We start from the raw sequence: 22,323 nt of genomic DNA, 5'->3' as shown, positions 1-22,323 counted from the left end.
GGCAACCCGCTCAAACGAGTCATCCAACGAGGAAAAGCGTCATGCAGTATGTCATCACGGCCTACGACTTTACCGATGAAGACGCCCTTTCACGCCGAATGGCGAATCGTGAGGCGCATTTAGCAGGGGTGAAAAAACTGATCGCACAAGGATGCTTTTTAAGCGGCGGTGCGATTCTGGATGATGAAGGGCAAATGATCGGCTCTACGATACACGTCGCTTTCGAGAGCCGCTCGGCGCTTAACGAGTGGATCGACCAGGATCCCTACACGTTGGGCCGGGTATGGGAAAACGTCGATATTCGCGAAGTACGCCTCGTCCCGCTCGACGCTTGAACGCACCGCCTTGAAACGCCACCGCCCCGTCGGCATCGAGCCGACGGGGCGGTGAAAGCGCTATCGTAAAGCAGCGCTATTGTTTACGTTCGGCGTTTACTGGCCGCCGTTGAACTCGTCAAGACCGTAGCTGCGCTCCATTTCGCGCTGGTCGCCGTCGAAGCCGCTGACTTCGACCGAGCCGTCTTCGTCCAGGTCGATATCTTCGAAACGATCAAAACCGTCCTGGCTTGCGCGATCGAGCAGGCTGTTGAGCTGCTGCGCGTCCAGCCCCCAAGGCGCGACCTGTGTATCGCTGGTCATTTCGTGAATGACCTCGCCGTTTTCGCCGTTGAGCGTCAATTCATACGCTTGGCCGTCGGCATCCCAGCCTTCGACTTCAAACTCCATCGTACCGCGCTCATCGTCGATCTGTAGCTCACGGAATGAGGCGACACCGGCGTTGGCGGCTTGTTCGATCATGTCGGCGAACGCGGCCTGGTCGAGCGCTTCCTGGTAGTCGTCCTGGTCGGCCATGGCCATTTGTCCAAGACCCAGCGTGGCGGCGGCGGTAATAGCGACGGCGATTGATGTCTTTTTCATGGTGATCGTCCTTTTCAATGAAATAATGCTCCGCTGTACAAGATGCCTTGTGATGCAGGGCTACCTCATCCAGTGGTGATCACTCTACGCCGCGCTACCTTACTCGAGCGTGATGCGGACGTTCATATTTCGTTCACATAGTACGACACCGCCTTTGTCATTCCCCGTACGCCAAAACCCGGGGCTCTGATGCCCCATCACGATTAAAGATCACCGGTCTCAGGTCGATTTAGAAAGACAGGCATGTTTCGTTTTTCTTTCAGCTTACCGAGCGCTTAATGTCCAAAACCGCATCGACACCTTTTAAGGATGGCGAGCACTACGCCGTCACCACTCGGGACGCCTCGCGGGCGTTCATCGGTGTCATCTGTGCGCTATTTTTGGTGGCGGGCGCCACGATTGTTTATTTGGCACTCTCCCTGGATGCCCATCAGGTGCGCCAAAGCGAAGCCTATGCGGCAAGAGCGCTCGAGAGCCGCGAGGATAAAACTGGAACGGCCTTGGCAGACTACGCGTTCTGGCTCGACGCCTATCGCCATACGCGAGGCACCGTCGATACGGATTGGACCTTCGATCGCGACAACATCGGCCCGTCACTTTTTGAGACTTACGGGCTGGAAGGCGTCTTCATTCTGAGCCCGAAGGGCGCGACGCGCTACGCCGTTGTCGGCAGCGAGCAAAGCGATATCGCCGCCCGCGACTGGATCGCGGGCGACCTACCGACGCTTCTTGAACGCGCTCGAGCGGCCTCTTTGGAAGATGATATTGCTTTCGCCTATTTGTCAGTCAACGGCGTTCCCGCCATCACCTACGCCGCCGTCATCCGCCCGGAAAGCTCTTACCAGCAGTTCGATCAGCTCTCCTATCTGGTGTTCGTTGACCTATTGACCGAGGCCGAGCTTTTGAAGATCGCGCAGGACTTCAACCTGCGCGATCTAACGGCCGTGCCGGGCGTAACTACCCGGGCGCCCTCTCCCTCGCTGATGCTTCAACGGGGTATCGGTGAAGGCGTCACCTTTCAATGGAAAAGCGACGCGATGGGCCGCTCGATTCTGGTTAGATTTTTGCCGATGTTGCTGCTGCTGGGCGTTTTGGTGACGCTACTGATCGTGCACCTGCGTCGACGCGTTCAGCAGGCGAGCGAAAAAATCGAGCGCGCGCAGCACGAACTGCGCATTAGCGAGCAGCGGTTCAAGAACATCTCCGAGGCCTCATCGGACTGGATCTGGGAAACCGACGCCCATCAGACGCTGACCTATCTCTCCGAACGCTTTGCGCAACTCACTGGCCTTACGTGCCGCGATTGGATTGGCCGCCCCTTGAGCGACCTGCTCGGCCATGATCCCGCCAAACTGGCCTTTGCGGCGAAACACGCCAACACGCCGGGACGCAAGCCGATGGACTGTGACATGCGCGACAGCCGGGGCCAGCTGCGCCACTGTCAACTCTTCGCCTGTGAAGTGCGCGAGGCGCAGCGCCTTCAGGGCTATCAGGGTACCGTATGCGACATCACCTCAGAAACCGAGGCCAGAGCCCACATCGAGCACATCAGCCATCACGATGCGCTGACCGGACTGGCGAACCGCCACTACCTGCATCACCATCTCGACCATTGCCCTGGCATCAGTGCAAGCGCCACTCAGCCGATGTTCCTGTTTGCCCTGGACCTTGACCGCTTCAAACCGGTCAACGACACGTTCGGCCACGCTGCCGGCGATACCGTGCTCAAGGAGGTAGCCCGCGCTATCCGCCGCTGCACTCGTGAAAATGACTTCATCGCACGTCAGGGGGGCGACGAGTTCGTCATCGTGGCCCCCGATTGCCATACGAAGGAGCACGCCGAGCGTCTGTGTCAGCGCCTGATCGAGCAGATCAACCAATCGATTAGCCTCGGCGACAGCGAGGTCAACATAGGCACCAGTATCGGCGTTGTCGCCGCCCCGGAGCATGGCTCGAGCGCCGAGGAGCTTTTACGCTACGCCGATATTGCGCTTTACGAGGCCAAGGCCGGCGGCCGTAACCGCTTCTGCTTTTTTGAGCCGACGATGACTGAGCGCCTCATGGAACGCCGGCAGCTGGAAATCGACATGCGCCAAGCGCTTTGCCGGGGCGAGTTTCGCCTCGTTTTTCAGCCGCGTTACGACGCCCTGTCGCAAGCAGTGCTGGGCGCCGAGGCGCTGGTGCGCTGGGCGCACCCGACCCGCGAGCTGCTGAGCCCCGCCTACTTCATTCCTTTGGCCGAAGAGACCGGGCTCATCGTCGAGCTCAGCGACTGGGTGCTGCGCGAGGCCTGTCAAAACGCCCTGACCTGGGACGAGGCGCTGATCGTATCGGTGAACCTCTCCGCCGTGGAGTTTCAACGACCGGATCTGGTCGAACGTATCGATCGCGTGCTCCAGGAGACCGGCATCGCGGCGCATCGACTGGAGCTCGAGATCACTGAAAACGTCATGCTCGAGGACGCAGCGTCAGCGCTGACCACCATGCTCGAGCTCAAGGCGCTTGGGGTGCGGCTGTCGATGGACGACTTCGGCACCGGCTACTCTTCGCTGAGCTACCTGCGCCGCTACCCCTTCGACGGCATCAAGATCGATCGCAGCTTCATCATGGGGCTGGATCAGTCGCAGAGCAGCCAGGCGATCGTGGATGCCATCATCAGTATGGGCCACGCCCTCTCCTTGACCGTCACGGCGGAAGGGATCGAAACCGCCGAGCAGCTGGGCCGGCTGACGGAGCTGACCTGCGACCAGGCCCAGGGCTTCTACCTGGCCCGCCCCATGTCGCCGGAGAGTTTCCAGCTCCTTCTCACGACGCCGATCGGATCATGATGCACCGCCGCCAGTACGGCCCCCTTACTTGAGCCACGCCCGCTCGTCTTGCACACCAATGTTTTAACGCTCAACCTCGTCAAACGGGTAAGATGGGAGCACGCATTCGCCTCTTGCTTACTGGCACGGCGTATCGGCATCTTCTCTCCCGTTGGGGGCACAAGGAGCGTGGCTCGTTATGGCTCGACATCGCACACTGCTCGAGAGTGTTCTGCTCTTGCTCCCAAGGCTTACGGCCTTCGCCTGGCGGGTGCTCATGCACTTTCTGCACAACCGCGGCATCCTGCTGGCCGGCGGCGTGGGCTACAACATTCTGCTTTCCATCGTGCCGCTATTTGCCCTGCTGGGCGTGATGCTGACCCGCGTAGTGGACGAGCAGCACCTGCTCAACGTGCTCTCGGTCCAGGCACGCCACCTTGCCCCGGCTCACGCCGAGGTGGTGATGGACGCGGTGCGCGGGCTTCTGGATTCGCGCGATGTCATCAGCATCCTGAGCTTTCCGATTCTGCTGCTTCTGAGCTCGTTTGCCTTTCGCATGCTCGAAGACGCGTTAGCGCTCATCTTTCACACCTCGGAAACCCCACAGCGGCGCCTCTGGGTATCGGTGCTGCTACCCTACGCGTTCATGCTGGTGCTCGGCGCCGGGCTCATGGCGCTGACGTTAGTCGTCACGCTCATCAGCTCGCTCAACACGCTGGCCCTGGCGCTATTCGCCCAGCAACTGCCGCTGGCCGGCCTCTCCGGGCCGGTGCTCAACCTGATCAGCTTCCTTGGAGTGTTTCTGCTCTTCAGCGCCATCTACAAGGTACTGCCGGTGGTCAAGATCGCGCTCAAACGCGCCATCATCGGCGGCTTCGTCGCCGCGCTCTTGTGGGAAGGGGTCCGGCTTTTGCTGGTCTACTACTTCGCGCATCTATCTTTCGTCAACGCCATCTACGGTTCGCTCGCCGCGCTAATCATCGTGCTGCTTAGCCTCGAGGTCGGCGCCATTATCCTGCTGCTCGGCGCCCAGGTCATCGCGGAGCTCGAGCGTAACTCGCGGTTGGGGCTCGTTTGGTACGTAGACCCAGATCGGGCGGCGATTAGTCGAGTGGATTGAGAGGATCAATTCGTCAAACAAATCGCTTAGCGATTGGCCAATTGATGCATGAGTGCAGCGCGCTTTAAACCATTCGTCGAGCGCCAGTCGGTTTCAAAAGCATGCCGGGCAGCCGTCACAGCCGCGTTTACATCAGATGCGGCTGCCTGAGCAATCATCGCCCATACCTGCTGATTGGCAGGGTTGATCGACGCCAGCATGTTACCGTCGGCCGCGTCGCACCACTGATCGCCAATACGTAGCTGGTAGCGTTTTATATCCGTCATCGCGTTACTCCTTCCATTCAAACTCCAGGAGTGGTTTAAGCCGTTACCGTGCTGCCAGATAGCTCCATGTACGTCGAATAACGAATAAATTCAGCAAAAATCACTATTATTTCAAATGATAAACACCTCTTTTAAACTGAACCGTACTAACTGGCTACAACACCGCATCCATTATAAAAATGAACACGATGACTACCCCGGTCATTGCGCCGGCGTACCCAAAGTTATTTCGCATCATGACGCTACCGCTCATTCCGTAACGCCCTTGCAGAGAAAGGTTGATACCCGAAAGCGGCCCCACGCTATTGCCTATCGCCCAGGAGGATAAAGCGACAAAGGCGAACAGGGTCTGGCGGCTCCCCTCCAGCTCAAGAATGGAGGCAAGCACCGAAATACCGACAATAGGGTGTAATCCCACTACCGCGCTGGCCACAATCGCTAGAACGCTGACCGCCGCCTGGGGCGGTCCAAAGTCGGTGAAAAGTGTCCATTGATTACCGGTAGCAGCATTTATGAACGCCGAAAGACCTTGAGTGAATAATCCGGCACAAAGAAATAGCGAAATTTCGCCACACATGGCAGGAAGCCGTTTGATCGTATGGTTTCGCAGTCGGCGTACCAACCACCGCACTCCCTGAGGGGCGTTATAAGTCACCGCTACGGCGGGCAAAAGAAAGGTAATGATACTGACGATAGAAAGCTCCGGCGTGAGGCCATAATGAAAGAGCATTACCAAACTCGCCATAATGATCGGCATCAGCAAGCTGCCTGGCGTAAGCGAAAAACCAGGCACGTTATCGAGTCCAAAACGATGCGATAAATCGAAGACGGTAAAGACCCCGGCCATCAGCGTTAGCGGCAGACTAAAAGCCAAGATGACACGAAACTGCATGTCGGGGGCGAGGGTCACGACGACCCCCATGGACGCAAAAAAAGGCGACCATAATGCGACGCTCGAGAGGCCGCGATTGAGCGCTAGAAGCTGGGGTATCGTCAGGTTTCCATAGCGGCTCAAACGATCCCCTACTATAAAAACCGAGGATAAGTTGAGAATGGCACCCAGCAGGTGAACCCCCAGCAAGGTACTGGCGGCTCCGTATCTTCCCGTTATGGCATTTCCAGAAGGAGGAGAATGCCCCTGCCGGCTGCCGATCAGGCCGATAAAGCTAACACCCACCAACATCGCGACGACATAGACATTGCCATCAAGTATATGGGGCCAATCGATATCGGTGTCGTACTGAAACCAGGCCAACACTAAAAAAATGAAGCCGGCTCCCGCAAGAACCGTTGCTTGCCGGCGGTTTCTCTTCCCAAGGTCCCACCACAATAGCCCCATCGCCAACCAAAAAGCATAGCTCACGGTAGACAGATCCAGGGGAACCCCAGCCAAACGTAATAATTGAAAGAGGAGCCCGACCAGGATCAATCCTCCGGCCATGATGTGGCGCAGCGACGTAGTGCGCGAATCGATGATGGACACCCAGGCTCCTTGATTCACAAGGTGAACCGATTGATTGATCAGAACAAGAAAAGCGCACCTGATGGTACTTTCCTACATTACAGGTTGACGCCAGAGCTCCTTATTGTACTCGCACCATGGCACTGAGCCGCCTGCTCGATATCGGCATAAAAACGTCATAAAGCATCGATTTAAAAAAATAGCCTTAGACGCTTCTCTCTCCTTTCATTTTCGCTAACCACAGCACCCCAATCAGTACGATCACCACTGAAACGAGCAAACCAATCGAAAGAGGACTATTAAAAAGAGCAACGTACTGGCCTCGCCCTATAAGCAACGCTTGCCTGAGATTGGTTTCCATGACCGGCGTGATCATGAACGTTATAAGTAGAGGTGACGCGGGAATACCGAAGAGCCTCATCCCAAAGGCCATGGTGCCAATCACCAACATAATGCCCACGTGGGTTACGTTGTATTCGGCAACATAAGTTCCTATAACGGAAAGCATGAAAATTACGGGAATGATGAGATGCCGCGGTATTTTCCCCAGCCGGGCAAAGAACAGGGTAAAAAAGCGGCCAATAATGAGAAGACACACATTGGTGGCGATCAAAATGATAAAGATGCCATACACCGCTTCCGGATGAAGCGAAAACATGCGGGGAGAAGGCGTGAGCCCTTGCAACATTAATGCGCCACCAATCAAGGCTACCGTTGCGCTTCCCGGAATGCCAAAGGCTAAAAGTGGTAGAAGCGCAGGCCCAACGGTGGCGCTATTCCCCGCCTCCGCCGCCGCTACCCCCTCAATGGCACCCTCTCCAATCCTCTTGTTAGGGGATACCTGCTTGGCAATGCTATAAGAAAGAAAAGCGCCAACGGCTGCTCCTAGTCCGGGCAGCATACCCGCGATAGAACCCACGATGGTACCTATCGAGACTTCCTTCCAGGTGCGCAGGTATTCTCGAAAAGTCAGACCCTCACCGAAGTCGAAGGAAAACATATCCTTGAACTTCATCCTGAATGTTTGAACTCGCTCACTGGAAGTAAAAAGCGCGATACCATCGTCGAGCAGTGGCGCAATGGCAAATAAACCGACCACTAGAGGAATGAGTGGAATACCGTCCTGAAGCACGGTGAGATTGAAAGTATTGCGAAAGGCACCGCTTATAGGATCAGAGCCAATCGTCGCCAAGTAAATCCCCAGCGCGGCACTGAAAAGCCCTTTGGCCATATGCTTTCCAGCGAGCGAACCGATCAACATGATCGCCAGAATCGTCAGCCAAAACCGTTCCGCAGGCCCAAAAGAGAGCGCCATGATGATAATAAAAGGTGCCACCAATATCACGGCCAAGCTCGCCAACAGGTCGCTGGTGATCGAGGCGTAGAGCGCGGTTAACAGAGCCTTAAGAGTTTTACCTTTTTGAGTCAGTTTATAGCCGTCTGCGATGGTGGCGGCTGAGGCAGGCGTACCGGGTATGGAAAATACGATCGCCGAAATTGAGCCCCCATAGATGGCCCCCTTGTAGAGACCAATAAGCAAACCCAATGCCGGTGCAAACTGCATTTGAAACGTAAGGGGGAGCACAAGCGCTACCGCAGTGGGCGCCGTGAGACCTGGTAAAGCCCCCATGGTAATCCCCAGCGCTGAGCCTACAAAAAGCCACATGATCGTTTCGAAGGTAAAGACTAACCCGAGGGCCTGAATAAAGGGTGCATATTGCATTGTTTAGCGCTCCTGAAGAGTTTCAATAAGAAATCACCATCCCCGGATCATTTAAAAAAAGACCCCATCAGGTAGCGAGACGCCAAGCGATGTCAGCAAAATGAAGATGAGAAACGAAACAAAAATCGAAAAAAAAGCCACTAACCCCCAGGGTCGTGCCCCCAATCCAAAAGCACCTAGAAATAAAAAAACCGGCGTCGCCAACAAAAAACCTGTCGCCATAACGACCAGAAAATAAAACGCCATGACTGCTAGTAATAGCATTGCAAACGCCAGTGCTCTCCCATTGGCGACTATCGCGGACTCCGAATCTTCTCGCGCGCTTTTTTTCCTACTGCGATCGAATATCATTATTAGCGAGAGAAGTAGCATAAAGCTAACTGCTGCTAAAGGTACAAATCCGAGAATAAAACCATCTCGCTGAGATCGAAACGCCCACGAGGAAAGAAGCATATAGACGAGTAGTGCTGATACGCATAGCGTTAGCATAACGCCCAAGCCCTTGTTCGTTCGATACCAAGCCAGTTTATTAACGCGATTTATCATAGCGTTATCCCATCTTGTTATGGTAGGTCCGTTTCCTCTTTATTGATAATCACAAAGAGAAAACGGATAAGCGGCTTTTGCCTTCAACCATGTGTCAAAGCGGCTACTGCAATAATTGAACGGAAGTCTTTAAATCCTCAACCAAACGGTCATAGCGAGTTTGGGCTTCTTCGTAACCGATATAGTTGACCTCTTCACCCGCTTTGGCGATTTTGTCTTTCACCACGTCGTTTGACATGAGCTCTTCAAGCAAACGGGAGATTTCGATAATTAACTCATCGGGCGTCTGAGGTTGTACGCCGACCCAGCGAGGATAGGAAAACCCCTCAAAGCCGAGATCCGTTGCGGTCGGCGGAACGCTCGCCCCCATGTCATTTATCTGATCGACGGTATTTTGCGGTAGCTGCTCGTCGCTGGTATTGACGACCAAAGTAGCCTCATTGGGCAACAGAGCGACGCCGCTTGTCGTTGTTGTGACGAGCAGGTCTATATGCCCACCCAGGAAATCCGTCGTGGCAGCACCACTTCCCGAGTAGGGTATAAAGGTGGCATCCACGCCTGCCTGATCAAAAAGAAACGCGGCGGCCAGCAATGGGGCATTGGTGCCTCCGATAGTCAGTTGGCCAGGGTTCTCCTTGGCATAGCTGACCAGCTCATCCCAGGTAGCCCAGGGATCGGCAGGTTTGGAGGCGATAACGTTTTCATAAGACCCCAGAAAGCCGACTATCCTGATATCGCTGGGTTCTATAGGGGGGTTCTCTTGTGAAAGAAGGGTAATGATCGGCGTTGGGCTGGCATGAATAATGGTGTATCCATCGTTTGGCTCTCCGAGAACGCTTTGCCAACCTCTCACTCCCCCTTGGCCTGGCTGGTTTTGCACGATAAAGGACTCGCCCCACACGCTCTCGGCCTCACTTGCGATGATGCGCGTCCACGTATCTGCGCCACCTCCTGCATCGAACGGCACGATCCAGGTGACCGGACGCTCCGGATAGCCTGAGATATTCTCCTGAGCGGCCACCATACCGCTGACAGCAACGGTACCAGCCAATACCAAGCGTGATAGATTTTTTATAGGGTTCATGCTCCAACTCCATCGATAATTGTTGTATTTATAAAAGCTGCTTCTATCCGTTTTTCTGGGAAGTCCAGATATATCGGTTATTACCGGACTTTTTATTAAGTTACGAAATCAGTGGGACAGGATGTTTTTCATAGCTGTGCCGAGTAACGCTGTGTTTATACAGATTCAAACCCGGCCGCGGCCAGGAAACGGCCAGGACTTGACGGCCGCTGAATAGCGTAATGTAAGCGGTCTGTGAGTTAGGGCCACCAAAGCAAATGTCGGTACAGCACGTCTCGGGAGTCATGTGAAACTCAAGTAAACGCCCCTGCTCAGAAAAGACGGAGATGCCACCTTCCACAGGTGACGCGATACAAACATTGCCATTTTCTTCCACCGCCAGTGAGCCATGACGTGGATTATTGGAAGGGAAGTGCATTAACTGCCCGCTACCGGCGAAGAGCCTACGCTTCTGGCTCAGCTCACCGGGCGCTCCGATTGAATAGCCCCAAAGACGACCGGTTTGCGCTTCGGTGGCATACAGGGTGCGGCCATCGGGCGACAAGCCAAGCCCACCGGTGGCGTGTAGATCATCTGCCACGCGGCGAATCGAGCTTCCATCGCCATGAGCGTAGTAGAGACAACTCGACGCATGACGCTCGTTGAGCTTCTTTTTGATATCGATAAACCAGAAGCCGTCCTGATCGTCGAAGACGATATCGCGGGGCTCACTTAATGGAATGCCTTGGCAGTGAGTATAAAGTGCTTCGACGACGCCGGTACCGAGATCGACCTTTTGAATGCAGCCACCGCCATGGTCGGCGCCCAGATGAATGCAGTCGGCTTTTCCCTTTTCGGTACGCCAATCAGCACCACCGCTACTGCCGATGTAACAGTACCCGTTCGGGCCCAATGCAGCTCCGGTGAGTCTACCGCTCACCTGCGCTACGGTTCGCCGTTCGCCATTAGGTAGTAAATGAATAAGACGTCCGGCCCGAGCTTCCACTAATAAAACGCCGCCGTCTTCCAGCGCGACCGGTCCTAAAACGAGCTCAATCCCACTGGCTAAAACCCTACCCTGCAGTCTGGTCATCTTCATACTGACTCTCCCAGGATCAAGCCGGCAAATAGCGGTAGTTGTGCCACGCCAGGCTTGACCTTTCACACCGGCTGTCGAGCCAACCATTGCATATGAGCATTGTTGTTGGCGGCACCGCTTAATTTCAGTCTCAAGTGTTATTGGCTTCTGATAAGCCCGAACGCTCCACATGAGCTAAACAACACAGAGATAGTATATAATGCATTATATTTTATGTTAAACAAGTTCTTTTTATGCGTTACTGTTTAGCCTGTTTATAACGCGCCGATTTTCAGAAGCAGCTTTCCGCTCGATGCGTTTTGGGTCATGTGCTGATGCGCCGCCTCAACGTCGGTGATGGCATACTCGCTATCGATCAACGGCTTGATCTCTCCGTTCTCCAAACGCGGCCAAACATGCAAGGCGAGCTCTGCCAGGATATCCCCCTTGGCCTCTGGTGATTTTGAGCGCAGCGTAGAGCCGATCAACCGCTGTCGTTTCATCAACAGTCGCCCCATATCCAGCTCCGCCTTGCGCCCTTCCATTAACCCAATGAGTACCAGGCGGCCGTCCATGTTGAGCACTCGCTGATTGTCCGGAAGATAGCCGGCCCCTACCGGGTCAAGAATCAGATCCGCACCACCCCAGGCCTTAACGGCATCGACGAAGCTTCCCTGATGGCGGTTGTGGCCAGCGTCGGCGCCCAGCTCGCGACAAAAGGCCAGCTTCTCATCGCTTCCAACCGTGACAAAGCAGGGGTGTTGCAGAGCGCTGCAAAGCTGTATAGCCGCAGTCCCCACACCACTGGCCCCGGCGTGAATCAGCACTCGTTCTCCCTCGCTCAAAAGGCCCAGCATGAACACATTGAGCCAGGCAGTTGCAAAGGCCTCCATCAGTGCCGCCCCTTGGCGCAAATCAAAACCAACCGGTAACGGCAATACTTGTCGGGCATCGACCTTGACCTTTTCAGCGTAGCCCCCGCCTTCCAACAGCGCGCACACCTTGTCACCTTGATTAAGGTGCTCAACTCCTTCCCCGATTTCGACGATCACACCGCTGACTTCGAGGCCCAGGATGTCACTGGCCCCCTGTGGCGGAGGGTAATGCCCTGCCCTTTGCATTAAATCCGCCCGGTTGACGCCGGCCCAGGCCACCTTGATGACAACCTCTCCTGCCGCTGGAGAGATAAGCTCTGGCACTGGCTGCCAGCTAGGCTGACCGTCCTCGATAACGATGGCATGCATGATGTTCTCCGCTAAAGACGTTAAAAAAGGCCTTTTTGGCTCTTGTGGATATGAAAGGGCCCTCAAGAAGAGATAATGCCGGCAATACTGCTTACGCTTTTATTTCGGCGCGTTACGGGCATGTTTCCCCAAGGGGGCGCTTACGGGTTTGGAGTTCCCCAAAGCCGACGCACACGCCCTGCCTGAAGCTCTCTGTCGATTACGAACGTAAAGCCCTGTCAGTACCAATAAGGCTCCCATCGTGGTCCACCAGCCCGGCGTCAACGCCAGGCCAATCACCAGTAACAGCACGGCCGTATCCAAAAGACGGCTACCGGTAATGGCCACCTTGGATACCAACGAGGCAAATGCCACGACGAAGACCACGCCTTGCGAGCCGGCCAGCAGAATATCCAGCGCACTACCAAAGCCCGCCAGAGCCGGATAGATCAGTAGCAAAAAGGGAATCACGTAGATCGCCGCCGCCAAGCGTACCGCTTCTCCCGCGGCCGGTAGCCAGTTGGTATTGGCGATCCCCGCCGCGACGAACACCGCCACACAAACGGGAGGTGTGATAACCGAAAGCGTGGCGAAATAGAACACGAAAAGATGGGCAATCAGTGGCTCTACGCCAATGGTGGTCAGCGCCGGCGCCAATACCGAGGCCACCAACACGTAGGCCGCGGTGGTGGGAATACCCATTCCCAGAATTAGGCACACGCCGCCGACAATCAAGGCCACCATAAACAGCGACTCCCCCCCCACATTGACGATAAGACTCGCTAGCGTTACGCCAATGCCGGTCATACCGATCATCGCCACCAGAATCTGGGCACCCGCCAGCAGCACGCCGATGATCACCATCCCCTTACCAGCATCTATCAGTCCCGAAAGCAGCTTGCCGATAATGGTGCGCAGCGGCATTTTTGCCTGTAGCGCAAAGGGTACGAAAGTTAGCACCGTCATTAGAATGCCGTAAAAGGCGGCCAACTGTATCGAGCGCCCCGACAGCACGCCATAAAAAAGCCCGCCAAGTGACGCTAAAATCGGAATAATTCGCTCAGGCCGCAGCACTGCGCTCCAAGTGGGTAATTCATCCTGGGGCACCACCTGCAGGTTTCGACTCTTCGCTACCAGATGGATGGTCAAAAATACTCCCAGATAGAAAAGAATCGCCGGCAATAGCGCGGCCAACGCGATACGCAGATAACTCTCACCGATAATTTCGGCCATGATGAAGGCCGCCGCCCCGAGAATCGGCGGCGCGATTTGGCCCCCCGTGGAAGCCACCGCCTCCACACCAGAGGCGAAAGACGGTGGATAGTTAAGCCGTTTCATCATGGGAATGGTGAAATTACCGGTGGTGGCCACGTTGGCTACCGCGCTACCGCTGACCATGCCAAACAGCCCAGAAGCCACGGTAGCCACCTTGGCAGCCCCGCCGGGCGATTGGCCGCTGATGCGCAGCGCCATGTCCATAAAGGTCTGGCCGCCGCCGGTGTGCAGCAGCAAGCAGCCGAAAAGCACGAAAGCGGCAACGGTTGTTGCCGCCACGCCCACCAGCATCCCCCAAATGCCACGATCACTTAGATAAATCGTTTCGGTAATGTAGTAGATATCGAAGCCGCGATGCCCGAGCGGGCCAGGAATCATGGCACCCAGCCAGGCATAGGCCAGCCCTGCCATCACTAGTAGCGGAAAAATCACCCCGATTGCTCGCCGCGACAGCTCCAGGATCACCAATAGCAGCACCACGGTGAACAGCAGATCGCGAAAGGACGCCCAGGGCAACTCAATGAGTATTTGGTCGTGATTCAACGCCACGTAGCCACAGGCGAGTATCACCCCAACCGCTAGAATCAGATCGATGGCAAGACCGAGCGGGCGCCAGTGTTTGCCAGCCCCAAGCGGATAAAGGGCCAAACCCAGCAGGAGCACCAGCGCGAGAAAGAGACTGCGTTGAAACAGGCTTTCAAAGGCGCCAGTCGCTGAGGTATAGAGAATCAGTCCGCCCAGCATCAGGGCCAGCACTTTAGTCAGATCCACGCGCATGAGAGTAGGCATCTCTGGATCGCCGTTACTGGACAGGCTGCAGAGCAGCGGGAATCTCGTGTCCCTGCTCCTCGAAATAACGGGCAGCACCGGCGTGTAGCGGTACGGTACCGACATCAAGCGTCATACCAGCGATATCCGCGTCACGCATGGCAGAAAAGGCATTGGCTTGAGGTTCTGGGTTCTCCATTACCGCCTTGACGATCTGATAGACTAGCTCCTCATCGAGATCGGGGCGGGCATGAACGGCCACACCGAAGGCCCAAGTGGTATAGGCAGGTATGCCCTCGGCAGCGCCGGCAGGAACATCGATAATACCGATGTCTTTCATTTCGGTACGCAGCGTTTCGGCCTGCTCAGCGCTGAGCGACAGCACGTTGATTGGCGTGAAGGTCGCGATATCCATACTCGAACCATCGAGGCGATTGCCAACCCCCGACTTGCCCGCTCCCACTACGCGATTATCCTTCATGGCATCGACAATATCGCCGCCCGAACCGCGCACGTAGTCCGGCGATATCCCCAACGTTTGCATCACGGCTTCGGTCGTTGACTCAGTTCCCGAGCCGGTAATGCCCGGATTGAAGCGCACCCCTTCAAGCTCTTCGAGGCTCGTGATACCGGCGTCCTGACGCATCACCATGTTTTGAGGCGCCACGGTATATACCCACAGTAATCGGGTATCGACGGGGCGCCCTTCAAACTCCTCAAGACCATGATAGGCGTGATAACCGGTATTGGTCGTCACGATCCCCATATCGATTTGATCACGGCTCATACGCCGCAGGTTGTCCATGGTGGCACCAGTCTCAGCTATCGTGGAGCTTACGCCCTCAAGATGCTCATTGAGAATCTGGTTGATCGCGACAAAGTAGCTGTAATGACTGGAAGAACTGGAGGTTGTACCGATTAGCAGGCGCTCATCCGCTTGGGCGGACAGGGCGCAAGTAGCGACAGAGAAACCCGCTATTATGGCGGTCAATAGCTTTTTCATGAGAAGTACCTCGCCCTCTGGGCTGGTTATTATTTTTATCTACAAGGTATATTTTCGCAGCTGCCGGGCTCTAGCCAGGGCCCGGCGACACGGGTGGCTTACTGCATTTCTTCGATAACCTGCTGGGCGGGTAGACCCCGTGCTTCCAGAGGCTCGGCCCAGCGTGCATACACCTCTTCGAGGTCAGTCTGTGCCTGTTCCAGATCGCTATCGGAGAAGGGAGCCTGGGTAATATCGTACTCGTTCTCCAGCACCTGGATGATTTCGGGCTCCGAGCTGTCAACGTAATCACAATAGGTTTGCATCGCGTACCGGCCTGCCTCCAGCAGAATGTCCTGCTGCTGCTCTGACAGGCTTTCCCATACTCGGTCGCTTATGGAGTAGGTCAGTCCAAAGCTACCTACCGAGAGATTCGGCACCAATTGATCCAGTGCCGGGGCGAGGCCATAGTCCAGTATTCCTCGAAGAGGATAATAAACACCGTCGAGCGTGCCGCGGGAAAGCGATGTCAGCACATCCGACCCCTGCATGGTAACCGGGCTTGACCCTAGCGCATCGGCGGTAAGCGTCATGGGACCGCCGGCCGTACGGATTCGAAGACCGTTCAAATCATCGAGTGAAGCGATGTCTTTGTTGTTCGTGAGTATCCGGTAGCGGCCCATGTTGCCTACCCAGAGCGGGCGAATACCGTGTCGTTTGAACTCCGCCTCATAGATGGTGCCGCCGGGTTGGGCCAGCTCGTAAAAGCTATCCGCTGCGCTACAGGAATTCTTAACGATTTCCGGAAGTTCAACCACGCCGGACAAGGGAAGCTTTTCCGGCATGTAGGCGGGTGCGACGTTGGCAATGTCAGCGACGCCGGTTTGAAGCAGCGTGAGCGATTCCGAGCCCCGCCCTAGCTGTTCGGCGGGGTAGAAATCGAACTGGATATTACCATTGGAGAGCTCAGCCACTTTTTCCATGAACGGGTTGGCCCCATGTTCAGTGGCAAAAGAGGTGGTCGGAAGCCATTCGGCGAACTTGAGCGTGACCGGTTCAACCTCCTCAGCAGACGCTGAACAGCAGGCGAAAATGCCGGTCATCAGCAAGGGCAAACGTTTTTTATAGTTATTCATGATGGTACTCCTTTTTGTCGCTCTTCAGTTTTGTTGTGTTTTTTTATTGAATCAGTGCCACACCTTACACGAAACACTTTTAATGCATGATGCATTTATAGTGTGCCCAGTATTTTTTTACAACAGGTTTGGTTGGGTCGACCTCGCTATTTTTGATTGAAAGATCCTGTAAAACGGCTTGCACATCCATAGCTCACTGCAAGCCGATCGGCGGTGCGCTACATCAGTGCATGGCCGTCGAAGGTAGCCAAAGCACGATTTGTGGAAAGGCAATCAGCAAGGCAATCAAACCCAGCAGCATGACGATGTAGGGCACGACGCCTGAGAAAAGCTCCTCGACGGGGACATTGGCCACTTTCGCCACCACGAAAACGTTCATTCCGACTGGAGGCGTTACGATGCCTATTTCAGCCAGCAAAATGACAATCACACCGAACCAAATGGGGTCGAACCCAAGCGAAACAACGACCGGAAGTACGACCGGGATCGTCAAGATCAGAATGGAAATCAAATCCAGGAACAGCCCCAGAACAAGATAGAGAATCACCAAAAAGAACAGGATGAGATACGGCGAGACGTCCAGCAAACCCACGTAGCTTACCAGGCTTCTGGTAATACCGGTCATGGTAATAAAGTAGCCAAAGATATGGGCACATACGACAATGAGGCCGATCATGGCAGAAATACAGCACGTATTGACTACTGCGATTTTAAACGTCTCAACATTCAGATTGCCTGACATCAGTGCGAGCACAAGGGCGCCCAGTGCCCCCAGCGCCGAAGACTCGACGGGTGTAGCGATGCCGGTATAGATAAGCCCTGTCACAATGGTAAACAACAGTAGAAAAGGTGTGGCTACTTTTAACGCTATCATCTTTTCGCGAAGGCTATAGCTTTTGCTATTAGCGGCAACGGGGTTTCTGATAATCAAAATTTTGATGGTAATGGCGATGGTCAATGTCACCAGTATGCCGGGCACGATGCCAGCAATGAGCAGATCGCCAATACTGACGCCACTAAGTAGCCCATAAAAGATGAGAGCAACACTGGGAGGGATCAACATGGCAATGGTGCCCGAGATAGCGGCAATGCTACCCGCCATTTTCGGGGAGTAGCCTTCGGCTTGCATTGCTGGGGTGCTGATTTTTCCAAGCGTGGCCGCCGCGGCCGTACTGGAACCTGAAATCGCACCGAACGCGGCACCGGTAACGACGGCCGCAATACCAACTCCTCCCTTTATTTTATGCGTCCATTTTGAAATGGCACTAAACAGCGATCCGGTAATACCGCTAACACCCATGAATTCTGACATGAGTATGAACATGGGAATGGTGAGCAGTTCGTAAGTCGTCAAGGCAGCGCCTGGCGACGCCGACAAAATTCCCAGCAACACATCCAGCCCGGTTGTCAAAAATATGCCTAAAGCACCAGAGATCGCAAGGCTAATGGCAACCGGAACGCCCACCATCAAAAGAAAAAACAGCAGGGAAAAAGATAAAAAGATCGTCATTATAACTCGCTCCCTTTAACCAGGTAATTGAAGACGGCGGTTATCAACAGCCTCAACGAGAAAACGAGCGAGCTAATAGCAATGATGAAATCGGAAGGCCAAACTATCCAGTTGACAACGCCATAAACCATCTCCTTTTCATGCCAGGCACTGTAGGCTCTTAAAGAATAAGCGTAAGTGATATAGCTAAATATCATGAAGGCCACGAAGCCGAACAAAAGTAGGCAAAATCGCGTCACGCTTGGCGGTAACTTGCTTTTAAAATAATCGACCTTAAGGTGATTACCCGTTCTCAACGCGTAGGAAAATGCCAGAAAATAAGACCCCGGCAGCAGGTACATGGTGATTAAATCGAAAAACCAATTTAGCGGTGAATTGAAAACATAGCGCATCACCACATCTATAAATGTAATGATCATGGCGCAGTTGATCATGGAGCCGGCAACGAAGATAAGGGTATTTTCGAGCCACCTGCATATCGTATCCAATCCCCCTATCAAGCCGTAGTGCTCGACAGGATCCGTCATGGTTTTATGTTCTTGTAATGTTGCCATGATAAACCTCAGCGCCTGTTTAGTAGCGGTTGTCAGGCTTTATTCACGTGTTGTGGGTAGCCTGCTCAGCAAGTATGCGTTCGGCTTGCAACACAACGGGCTTGTCTACCATTTTACCGTCAACCGTTGTAGCGCCGCCCTTGCTGGCTTCCATGGCCTCGATGACTCGACGAGCCCACTCCACTTGCGAATCCGTCGGTGAAAAGGATCGATTAACCGCCGCTACCTGTTTTGGATGAATACAGAGCTTTCCACCAAACCCAAGTTGTCTCGAGCGATTGGCATCAGCCTGCATCTGTACCTCATCATCGAACCCCACGCTTACACCATCGATGGCAGGTTCGAGCCCTGCAAAGCAGGTTTCCAGAACGATTTGCGTTCGAACGAACGTCATTGCATCCGCCTCGTCGACGATTCCCGTTTCGGCGCCAAAGTCCACGCTGCCAAACGCAATTCTGAAAACGCCCGGTGTTGAAGCTACCTGCTCCAACTCCTTGAGCCCTCGTACGGTTTCGACCAAGGCAACCAGTCGGTGGCGAGGGAGAACGTCATTGACGGCCGCTATCGAGCCGGCATCCGCTTTTGGCAACATAACGACGGCCGAAGGCATGTCTGCAAGCATCGACAGATCATCTTCGAACCACTCGGTATCAGCTGCGTTGATTCGAACGCATGTCGCAGGATGACTTACAAGCCAGTCGGCTGTGGCCGCTCGGGCTTTTTGCTTTTCATCCGGTGACACGGCATCTTCGAGGTCGATCGCAATCTGATGTGCCCCACTGGCCTCGGCCTTGGCAAAGCGATCGGGCCTGTTACCCGGTACGAACAGTATACTTCGCGCTATACGGTTCATATCATCCTCACTTGAATTCGACATCGGTAGACGTTGTCATCTGACAGAAGCGCTCAAGGCTTTTTATTGCAATCTCGTGCTCTTCCCTGGTCAAACCACAGCAGCAGTCTTCAAGGAGAATCATCTCGAAATCCCTGTCGTGACCTTCTCGCACTGCCGCCTGCACGACCGCGTTCGTGGAAATACCGGAACAGTAAATGCGAGTAATGTGTTTGGCGCTGAGAATCGCATCAAGCGTAGTCGCATGAAACGGGCTTACCCGGTGCTTTACGATATCGAAGTCTTCGTCTCGCTGACCAAGATCAGGATGCGTTTGAGTCCCCCACTCACCCAGTTTGAATATATTATTGTCACGCGCCTTACTAAATATGGGCGAGTTAGGCGGGCACTCACGATAATCAGGCGAAAAACCGACTCGGACGAAACCAATAGGTACACCGGCTTTCCGCGCTTTATCGATAGCTGTACGCGTATTTTGAACGATGTTTCTCGAGCGCACCTGTTCGCCATAAGGCCCTTTACTGCTCACACCTTCCTCATGAACCAGATCGTTCATCATATCCAGCACTAGAAAAATAGAGTTACTCATGGCTCTCCCCTTATACAGTTGAACGGTTTGAATTCCTTCGCCTACATAATGACTTCGCGCTGCTCCAGATCCTTTCGCTGATCGTTTGTCAGTTTTAACAATTCACCAAATACATAGTCTTCGTCTTCCCCTAGTGCCGGGGTGCCCCGATGAATCCCCACATCCGAGGTTTTGCTAAATCGTGCGGGTACCCCCACTGCAAACCGCTTTGCGACGGCAGGATCATGAATGGGAATTAGCGCACCGCGTTGGCGTAGATGGGAATCATCTGCAATTTGCTGCATATCCCAGGACGAATGAGCGCAAATGCCGGCCTGCTGTAGTCGTTGGGCTGTCGCCTCCGCGTCGCGCCGGCCTAACCAGTCCGTCATCTTTTCATCCAGTAATGCCCGATTCTGGCAACGGCTAGCCGCAGTTTTAAAACGATGATCGTTGGATAACTCAGTGTTTCCCATCACTTGTAACAAACGCTGCCACTCATCGTCATTGCGGACCGCAATGGTGAGCCAACGGTCCGGCGTCGCCGTCGCGTAAACGCCATGCGGTGCCATAAGCAGGTCATCATTACCTGGCCGCGCTGGATCTTCTCCGAGGCTTGCCATCACCAGTGCATCACCTATCATGGCCGAAGCCACGTCTCTGGCAGCCAAATCGATATATTGTCCCTCTCCGGTTCGCCGACGCTGATGCAGCGCCGCCATCAACGCTACCACCGCGTGGTAACCTGCGGAGTGATCCATGACGTGACGCATCTCAACAGGCGGTCCATCGGTATAGCCACTCATCCAGCCCAAGCCCCCCCAGGCGCCAAACAGGGGCGCATACCCGGCAAAATGTGAGTCTGGGCCGCTTTGACCACAGGATGAGAGCGAGAGCATCACCAGATCGGCCTTGGCTTTTCGCAAATTCTCATAATCCAGCCCTAAACGCTTCATTACCCCAGGGCGAAAACTCTCTGCTGCTACATCAGATACCGCCACCAAGCGCTTAGCCAACTCAACCGCTTCGGGCTTTTTCAAGTTGAGGCGCACCGACAGCTTGTTGGCAGAGACTTGATCGAAGGTCGCAGCCGTCATACGCCCATAGACGGCGTGGGGCTTTCGAAACGCGTCGGGTCTGGCTTTACTCTCGATTTTGATACATTCCGCTCCCAGCTGGGAAAGGATGTGCGTCGCGAACGGACCCGCTGCGTGAATGGTGAAATCGGCAATGCGCAGGCCTTTCAAAGGTTTCAAATCCTGACTCATGCTCCCTCCCCCCGCGCTGCGGCCTGTTCGCCACAAGAGGCCAGCGCAGGCACTTGCCCAAGGGTCAAAGGTGTACGCTGAAACCGGTAAGGCGCCACCAGCACTTTGGCCTCAAGACCATTGGGCAAGGTGCTCTTTGAAAACAGGCCACGCAGAGACTCATGCTCGCCGTTGACCACCTCCGCTGGGGTCCGGTATTTACCTGCGGGCACCCCCAGCTTTTGAGCGTTATCGACGATGGTGTCGACAGTGTGCTGAGACATCCAGGCTCTAATATGCGCGTTGAGATCATCGCCGCGCCGGCTACGCTCCAAAGGATCTTTCAACGCCTCATCAGTGGCCCAGGCTGGGCTGCCCATTAGTTGAACCAGTCCGCTCCACTGCCTATCTTCCAGCGTCAAAAGCTCAACATACCCATCCAGCGCTTCGAAAACGCCACCATACTTAAAACTACGGGTGGCGCGATGCTCCAATGAACCATCGCCCAGGCGCTGCATTGCGAAAGCACCACACAAGAGCATTGCGTCTTGAACCGACACATCGACGTACTGCCCTCCTTCCTGCAAAGCCGCCCACCAGGCAGCCAACGCGGATAGCGCTGCTGCACAGCCACCCTGGTACTGAGAGAAATGCCCATAAATTTTCAGCGGGGGGCGTTCAGGGAAAAGCTCGTTGGAGCGACCATTAGGCAATAAAAAGCCTTCACCACTGGCATGGATCAAGTTGACTTCTTCTCCATCCCAATCAGACTTCGGGCCACTAGAGCCAAATGGCAGCACGCTGACATGTACAAGGCCGGGATATTGATCACGAAGATGGTCAGGATCCAAGGAAAGCGCTTTACGAGCCTTTAGAGGCGTATCATCGATAAAAATATCGGCTCGACCAAGTTCGTGAGCAAGTACCGCTCGGCCTTGGTCCGTCTGTAGATCACAAATTTTGCTGTGCTTCCCGGCAGCCAGATAGCTAAATAACGCACTGGTACCGTCCTTCAGTAAAGGGGATGCATTACGCAAGCACGACCCTTGCGGCGGTTCCAGCATCACAACCGTCGCGCCCAGAGTGGCAAGCAAACGCCCGGCATAGGCAGCCGCAACGTTTTGCGAGCGCTCAACGATGTAACAACCCGCCAATGGCAGGCTGTTACGATCGTGGGAGTTGTTTTTTAACATTGTAATCCTCCCCGAATGACAAACGTTTACTC

Annotated in this window: 20 protein-coding genes; 3 read left to right on the top strand and 17 right to left on the bottom strand. The window is 54.7% G+C overall.

The genetic code is table 11. From position 1 onward, the window contains the following. Positions 1-41: 41 nt before the first annotated feature. Positions 42-335 carry a YciI family protein gene (locus ACGLWX_RS15545; protein ID WP_396241090.1) on the top strand — a complete coding sequence of 98 codons (294 nt, stop codon included), beginning with the start codon at positions 42-44 and terminating at the stop codon, positions 333-335. 96 nt (positions 336-431) lie between these two features. On the opposite strand, the gene ACGLWX_RS15540 is transcribed toward ACGLWX_RS15545, so the two are convergent. Beyond that, on the bottom strand, positions 432-917 hold the full coding sequence (locus tag ACGLWX_RS15540) for a PepSY domain-containing protein (RefSeq protein ID WP_396241088.1): 486 nt from the start codon (positions 915-917) through the stop codon (positions 432-434). 278 nt (positions 918-1,195) lie between these two features. Here ACGLWX_RS15540 and ACGLWX_RS15535 point away from each other — a divergent pair, with 278 nt between their 5' ends. Both ACGLWX_RS15535 and ACGLWX_RS15530 read left to right on the top strand, forming a co-directional pair. Next, complete coding sequence (locus ACGLWX_RS15535; RefSeq protein WP_396241086.1) at positions 1,196-3,745, top strand: EAL domain-containing protein; 2,550 nt, start codon at positions 1,196-1,198, stop codon at positions 3,743-3,745. A 178-nt stretch (positions 3,746-3,923) separates the two neighbouring features. Further along, positions 3,924-4,844 (top strand): YihY/virulence factor BrkB family protein, encoded by a 921-nt coding sequence (locus ACGLWX_RS15530; protein ID WP_396241084.1) that lies wholly within the window; start codon positions 3,924-3,926, stop codon positions 4,842-4,844. Positions 4,845-4,870: 26 nt separating this feature from the next. Here ACGLWX_RS15530 and ACGLWX_RS15525 read toward each other — a convergent pair whose 3' ends face one another. The 16 genes from ACGLWX_RS15525 to ACGLWX_RS15450 form a co-directional block, all read right to left on the bottom strand. Beyond that, positions 4,871-5,110, bottom strand: a complete 240-nt coding sequence (locus tag ACGLWX_RS15525; RefSeq protein ID WP_396241082.1) for an aldehyde dehydrogenase family protein — start codon at positions 5,108-5,110, stop codon at positions 4,871-4,873. 154 nt (positions 5,111-5,264) lie between these two features. Continuing rightward, positions 5,265-6,593 (bottom strand): hypothetical protein, encoded by a 1,329-nt coding sequence (locus tag ACGLWX_RS15520; RefSeq protein WP_396241080.1) that lies wholly within the window; start codon positions 6,591-6,593, stop codon positions 5,265-5,267. 184 nt (positions 6,594-6,777) lie between these two features. Further along, positions 6,778-8,295 (bottom strand): tripartite tricarboxylate transporter permease, encoded by a 1,518-nt coding sequence (locus ACGLWX_RS15515; protein ID WP_396241078.1) that lies wholly within the window; start codon positions 8,293-8,295, stop codon positions 6,778-6,780. Positions 8,296-8,346: 51 nt separating this feature from the next. Beyond that, on the bottom strand, positions 8,347-8,841 hold the full coding sequence (locus ACGLWX_RS15510; protein WP_396241076.1) for a tripartite tricarboxylate transporter TctB family protein: 495 nt from the start codon (positions 8,839-8,841) through the stop codon (positions 8,347-8,349). Between the two features lie 103 nt (positions 8,842-8,944). Continuing rightward, complete coding sequence (locus ACGLWX_RS15505) at positions 8,945-9,925, bottom strand: Bug family tripartite tricarboxylate transporter substrate binding protein (RefSeq protein WP_396241074.1); 981 nt, start codon at positions 9,923-9,925, stop codon at positions 8,945-8,947. Between the two features lie 100 nt (positions 9,926-10,025). Beyond that, positions 10,026-11,003 carry an SMP-30/gluconolactonase/LRE family protein gene (locus ACGLWX_RS15500; RefSeq protein ID WP_396241072.1) on the bottom strand — a complete coding sequence of 326 codons (978 nt, stop codon included), beginning with the start codon at positions 11,001-11,003 and terminating at the stop codon, positions 10,026-10,028. Positions 11,004-11,257: 254 nt separating this feature from the next. Beyond that, complete coding sequence (locus ACGLWX_RS15495; RefSeq protein ID WP_396241070.1) at positions 11,258-12,226, bottom strand: NAD(P)H-quinone oxidoreductase; 969 nt, start codon at positions 12,224-12,226, stop codon at positions 11,258-11,260. 99 nt (positions 12,227-12,325) lie between these two features. Continuing rightward, entirely contained in the window at positions 12,326-14,269 is a 1,944-nt protein-coding gene (locus tag ACGLWX_RS15490; RefSeq protein WP_396241068.1) for a TRAP transporter permease, read from the bottom strand. 13 nt (positions 14,270-14,282) lie between these two features. Next, positions 14,283-15,251 carry a TAXI family TRAP transporter solute-binding subunit gene (locus ACGLWX_RS15485; RefSeq protein ID WP_396241066.1) on the bottom strand — a complete coding sequence of 323 codons (969 nt, stop codon included), beginning with the start codon at positions 15,249-15,251 and terminating at the stop codon, positions 14,283-14,285. A gap of 98 nt (positions 15,252-15,349) precedes the next feature. Then, positions 15,350-16,366 (bottom strand): TRAP transporter substrate-binding protein DctP, encoded by a 1,017-nt coding sequence (gene dctP / locus ACGLWX_RS15480; RefSeq protein WP_396241064.1) that lies wholly within the window; start codon positions 16,364-16,366, stop codon positions 15,350-15,352. A gap of 223 nt (positions 16,367-16,589) precedes the next feature. Next, a complete protein-coding gene (locus ACGLWX_RS15475; RefSeq protein WP_396241062.1) occupies positions 16,590-17,876 on the bottom strand; it encodes a TRAP transporter large permease in 1,287 nt (428 codons plus the stop codon). After that, a complete protein-coding gene (locus tag ACGLWX_RS15470; RefSeq protein ID WP_396241060.1) occupies positions 17,876-18,430 on the bottom strand; it encodes a TRAP transporter small permease in 555 nt (184 codons plus the stop codon). Before ACGLWX_RS15470 ends, ACGLWX_RS15475 begins: the two co-directional genes overlap by 1 nt. A 43-nt stretch (positions 18,431-18,473) precedes the next feature. Then, a complete protein-coding gene (locus ACGLWX_RS15465; protein WP_396241058.1) occupies positions 18,474-19,283 on the bottom strand; it encodes an HpcH/HpaI aldolase/citrate lyase family protein in 810 nt (269 codons plus the stop codon). 7 nt (positions 19,284-19,290) lie between these two features. Next, positions 19,291-19,872: a cysteine hydrolase family protein gene (locus tag ACGLWX_RS15460; protein WP_396241056.1), complete on the bottom strand. Its 582-nt coding sequence runs from the start codon at positions 19,870-19,872 to the stop codon at positions 19,291-19,293. 41 nt (positions 19,873-19,913) lie between these two features. Then, complete coding sequence (locus ACGLWX_RS15455; RefSeq protein ID WP_396241054.1) at positions 19,914-21,119, bottom strand: CaiB/BaiF CoA transferase family protein; 1,206 nt, start codon at positions 21,117-21,119, stop codon at positions 19,914-19,916. After that, on the bottom strand, positions 21,116-22,323 hold a 1,208-nt coding region (locus ACGLWX_RS15450; protein WP_396241052.1), incomplete at its 5' end, for a CoA transferase. The genes ACGLWX_RS15455 and ACGLWX_RS15450, both read right to left, overlap by 4 nt.

The organism is Halomonas sp. HMF6819 (assembly GCF_044335525.1).
In the GTDB taxonomy this organism is placed as follows: domain Bacteria; phylum Pseudomonadota; class Gammaproteobacteria; order Pseudomonadales; family Halomonadaceae; genus Vreelandella.
The sequence above is the reverse complement of the archived record's forward strand: the minus strand, read 5'-3'. Positions and strand labels throughout refer to the sequence as shown.

Bases quoted from the DNA above. Each gene is read 5' to 3' on its own strand.
- ACGLWX_RS15545 (WP_396241090.1), top strand. From the start codon at position 42: ATGCAGTATGTCATCACGGCCTACGACTTTACCGATGAAGACGCCCTT.
- ACGLWX_RS15540 (WP_396241088.1), bottom strand. From the start codon at position 917: ATGAAAAAGACATCAATCGCCGTCGCTATTACCGCCGCCGCCACGCTG.
- ACGLWX_RS15535 (WP_396241086.1), top strand. From the start codon at position 1,196: ATGTCCAAAACCGCATCGACACCTTTTAAGGATGGCGAGCACTACGCC.
- ACGLWX_RS15530 (WP_396241084.1), top strand. From the start codon at position 3,924: ATGGCTCGACATCGCACACTGCTCGAGAGTGTTCTGCTCTTGCTCCCA.
- ACGLWX_RS15525 (WP_396241082.1), bottom strand. From the start codon at position 5,110: ATGACGGATATAAAACGCTACCAGCTACGTATTGGCGATCAGTGGTGC.
- ACGLWX_RS15515 (WP_396241078.1), bottom strand. From the start codon at position 8,295: ATGCAATATGCACCCTTTATTCAGGCCCTCGGGTTAGTCTTTACCTTC.
- ACGLWX_RS15510 (WP_396241076.1), bottom strand. From the start codon at position 8,841: ATGATAAATCGCGTTAATAAACTGGCTTGGTATCGAACGAACAAGGGC.
- ACGLWX_RS15505 (WP_396241074.1), bottom strand. From the start codon at position 9,925: ATGAACCCTATAAAAAATCTATCACGCTTGGTATTGGCTGGTACCGTT.
- ACGLWX_RS15500 (WP_396241072.1), bottom strand. From the start codon at position 11,003: ATGAAGATGACCAGACTGCAGGGTAGGGTTTTAGCCAGTGGGATTGAG.
- ACGLWX_RS15495 (WP_396241070.1), bottom strand. From the start codon at position 12,226: ATGCATGCCATCGTTATCGAGGACGGTCAGCCTAGCTGGCAGCCAGTG.
- ACGLWX_RS15490 (WP_396241068.1), bottom strand. From the start codon at position 14,269: ATGCCTACTCTCATGCGCGTGGATCTGACTAAAGTGCTGGCCCTGATG.
- ACGLWX_RS15485 (WP_396241066.1), bottom strand. From the start codon at position 15,251: ATGAAAAAGCTATTGACCGCCATAATAGCGGGTTTCTCTGTCGCTACT.
- dctP (WP_396241064.1), bottom strand. From the start codon at position 16,366: ATGAATAACTATAAAAAACGTTTGCCCTTGCTGATGACCGGCATTTTC.
- ACGLWX_RS15475 (WP_396241062.1), bottom strand. From the start codon at position 17,876: ATGACGATCTTTTTATCTTTTTCCCTGCTGTTTTTTCTTTTGATGGTG.
- ACGLWX_RS15470 (WP_396241060.1), bottom strand. From the start codon at position 18,430: ATGGCAACATTACAAGAACATAAAACCATGACGGATCCTGTCGAGCAC.
- ACGLWX_RS15465 (WP_396241058.1), bottom strand. From the start codon at position 19,283: ATGAACCGTATAGCGCGAAGTATACTGTTCGTACCGGGTAACAGGCCC.
- ACGLWX_RS15460 (WP_396241056.1), bottom strand. From the start codon at position 19,872: ATGAGTAACTCTATTTTTCTAGTGCTGGATATGATGAACGATCTGGTT.
- ACGLWX_RS15455 (WP_396241054.1), bottom strand. From the start codon at position 21,119: ATGAGTCAGGATTTGAAACCTTTGAAAGGCCTGCGCATTGCCGATTTC.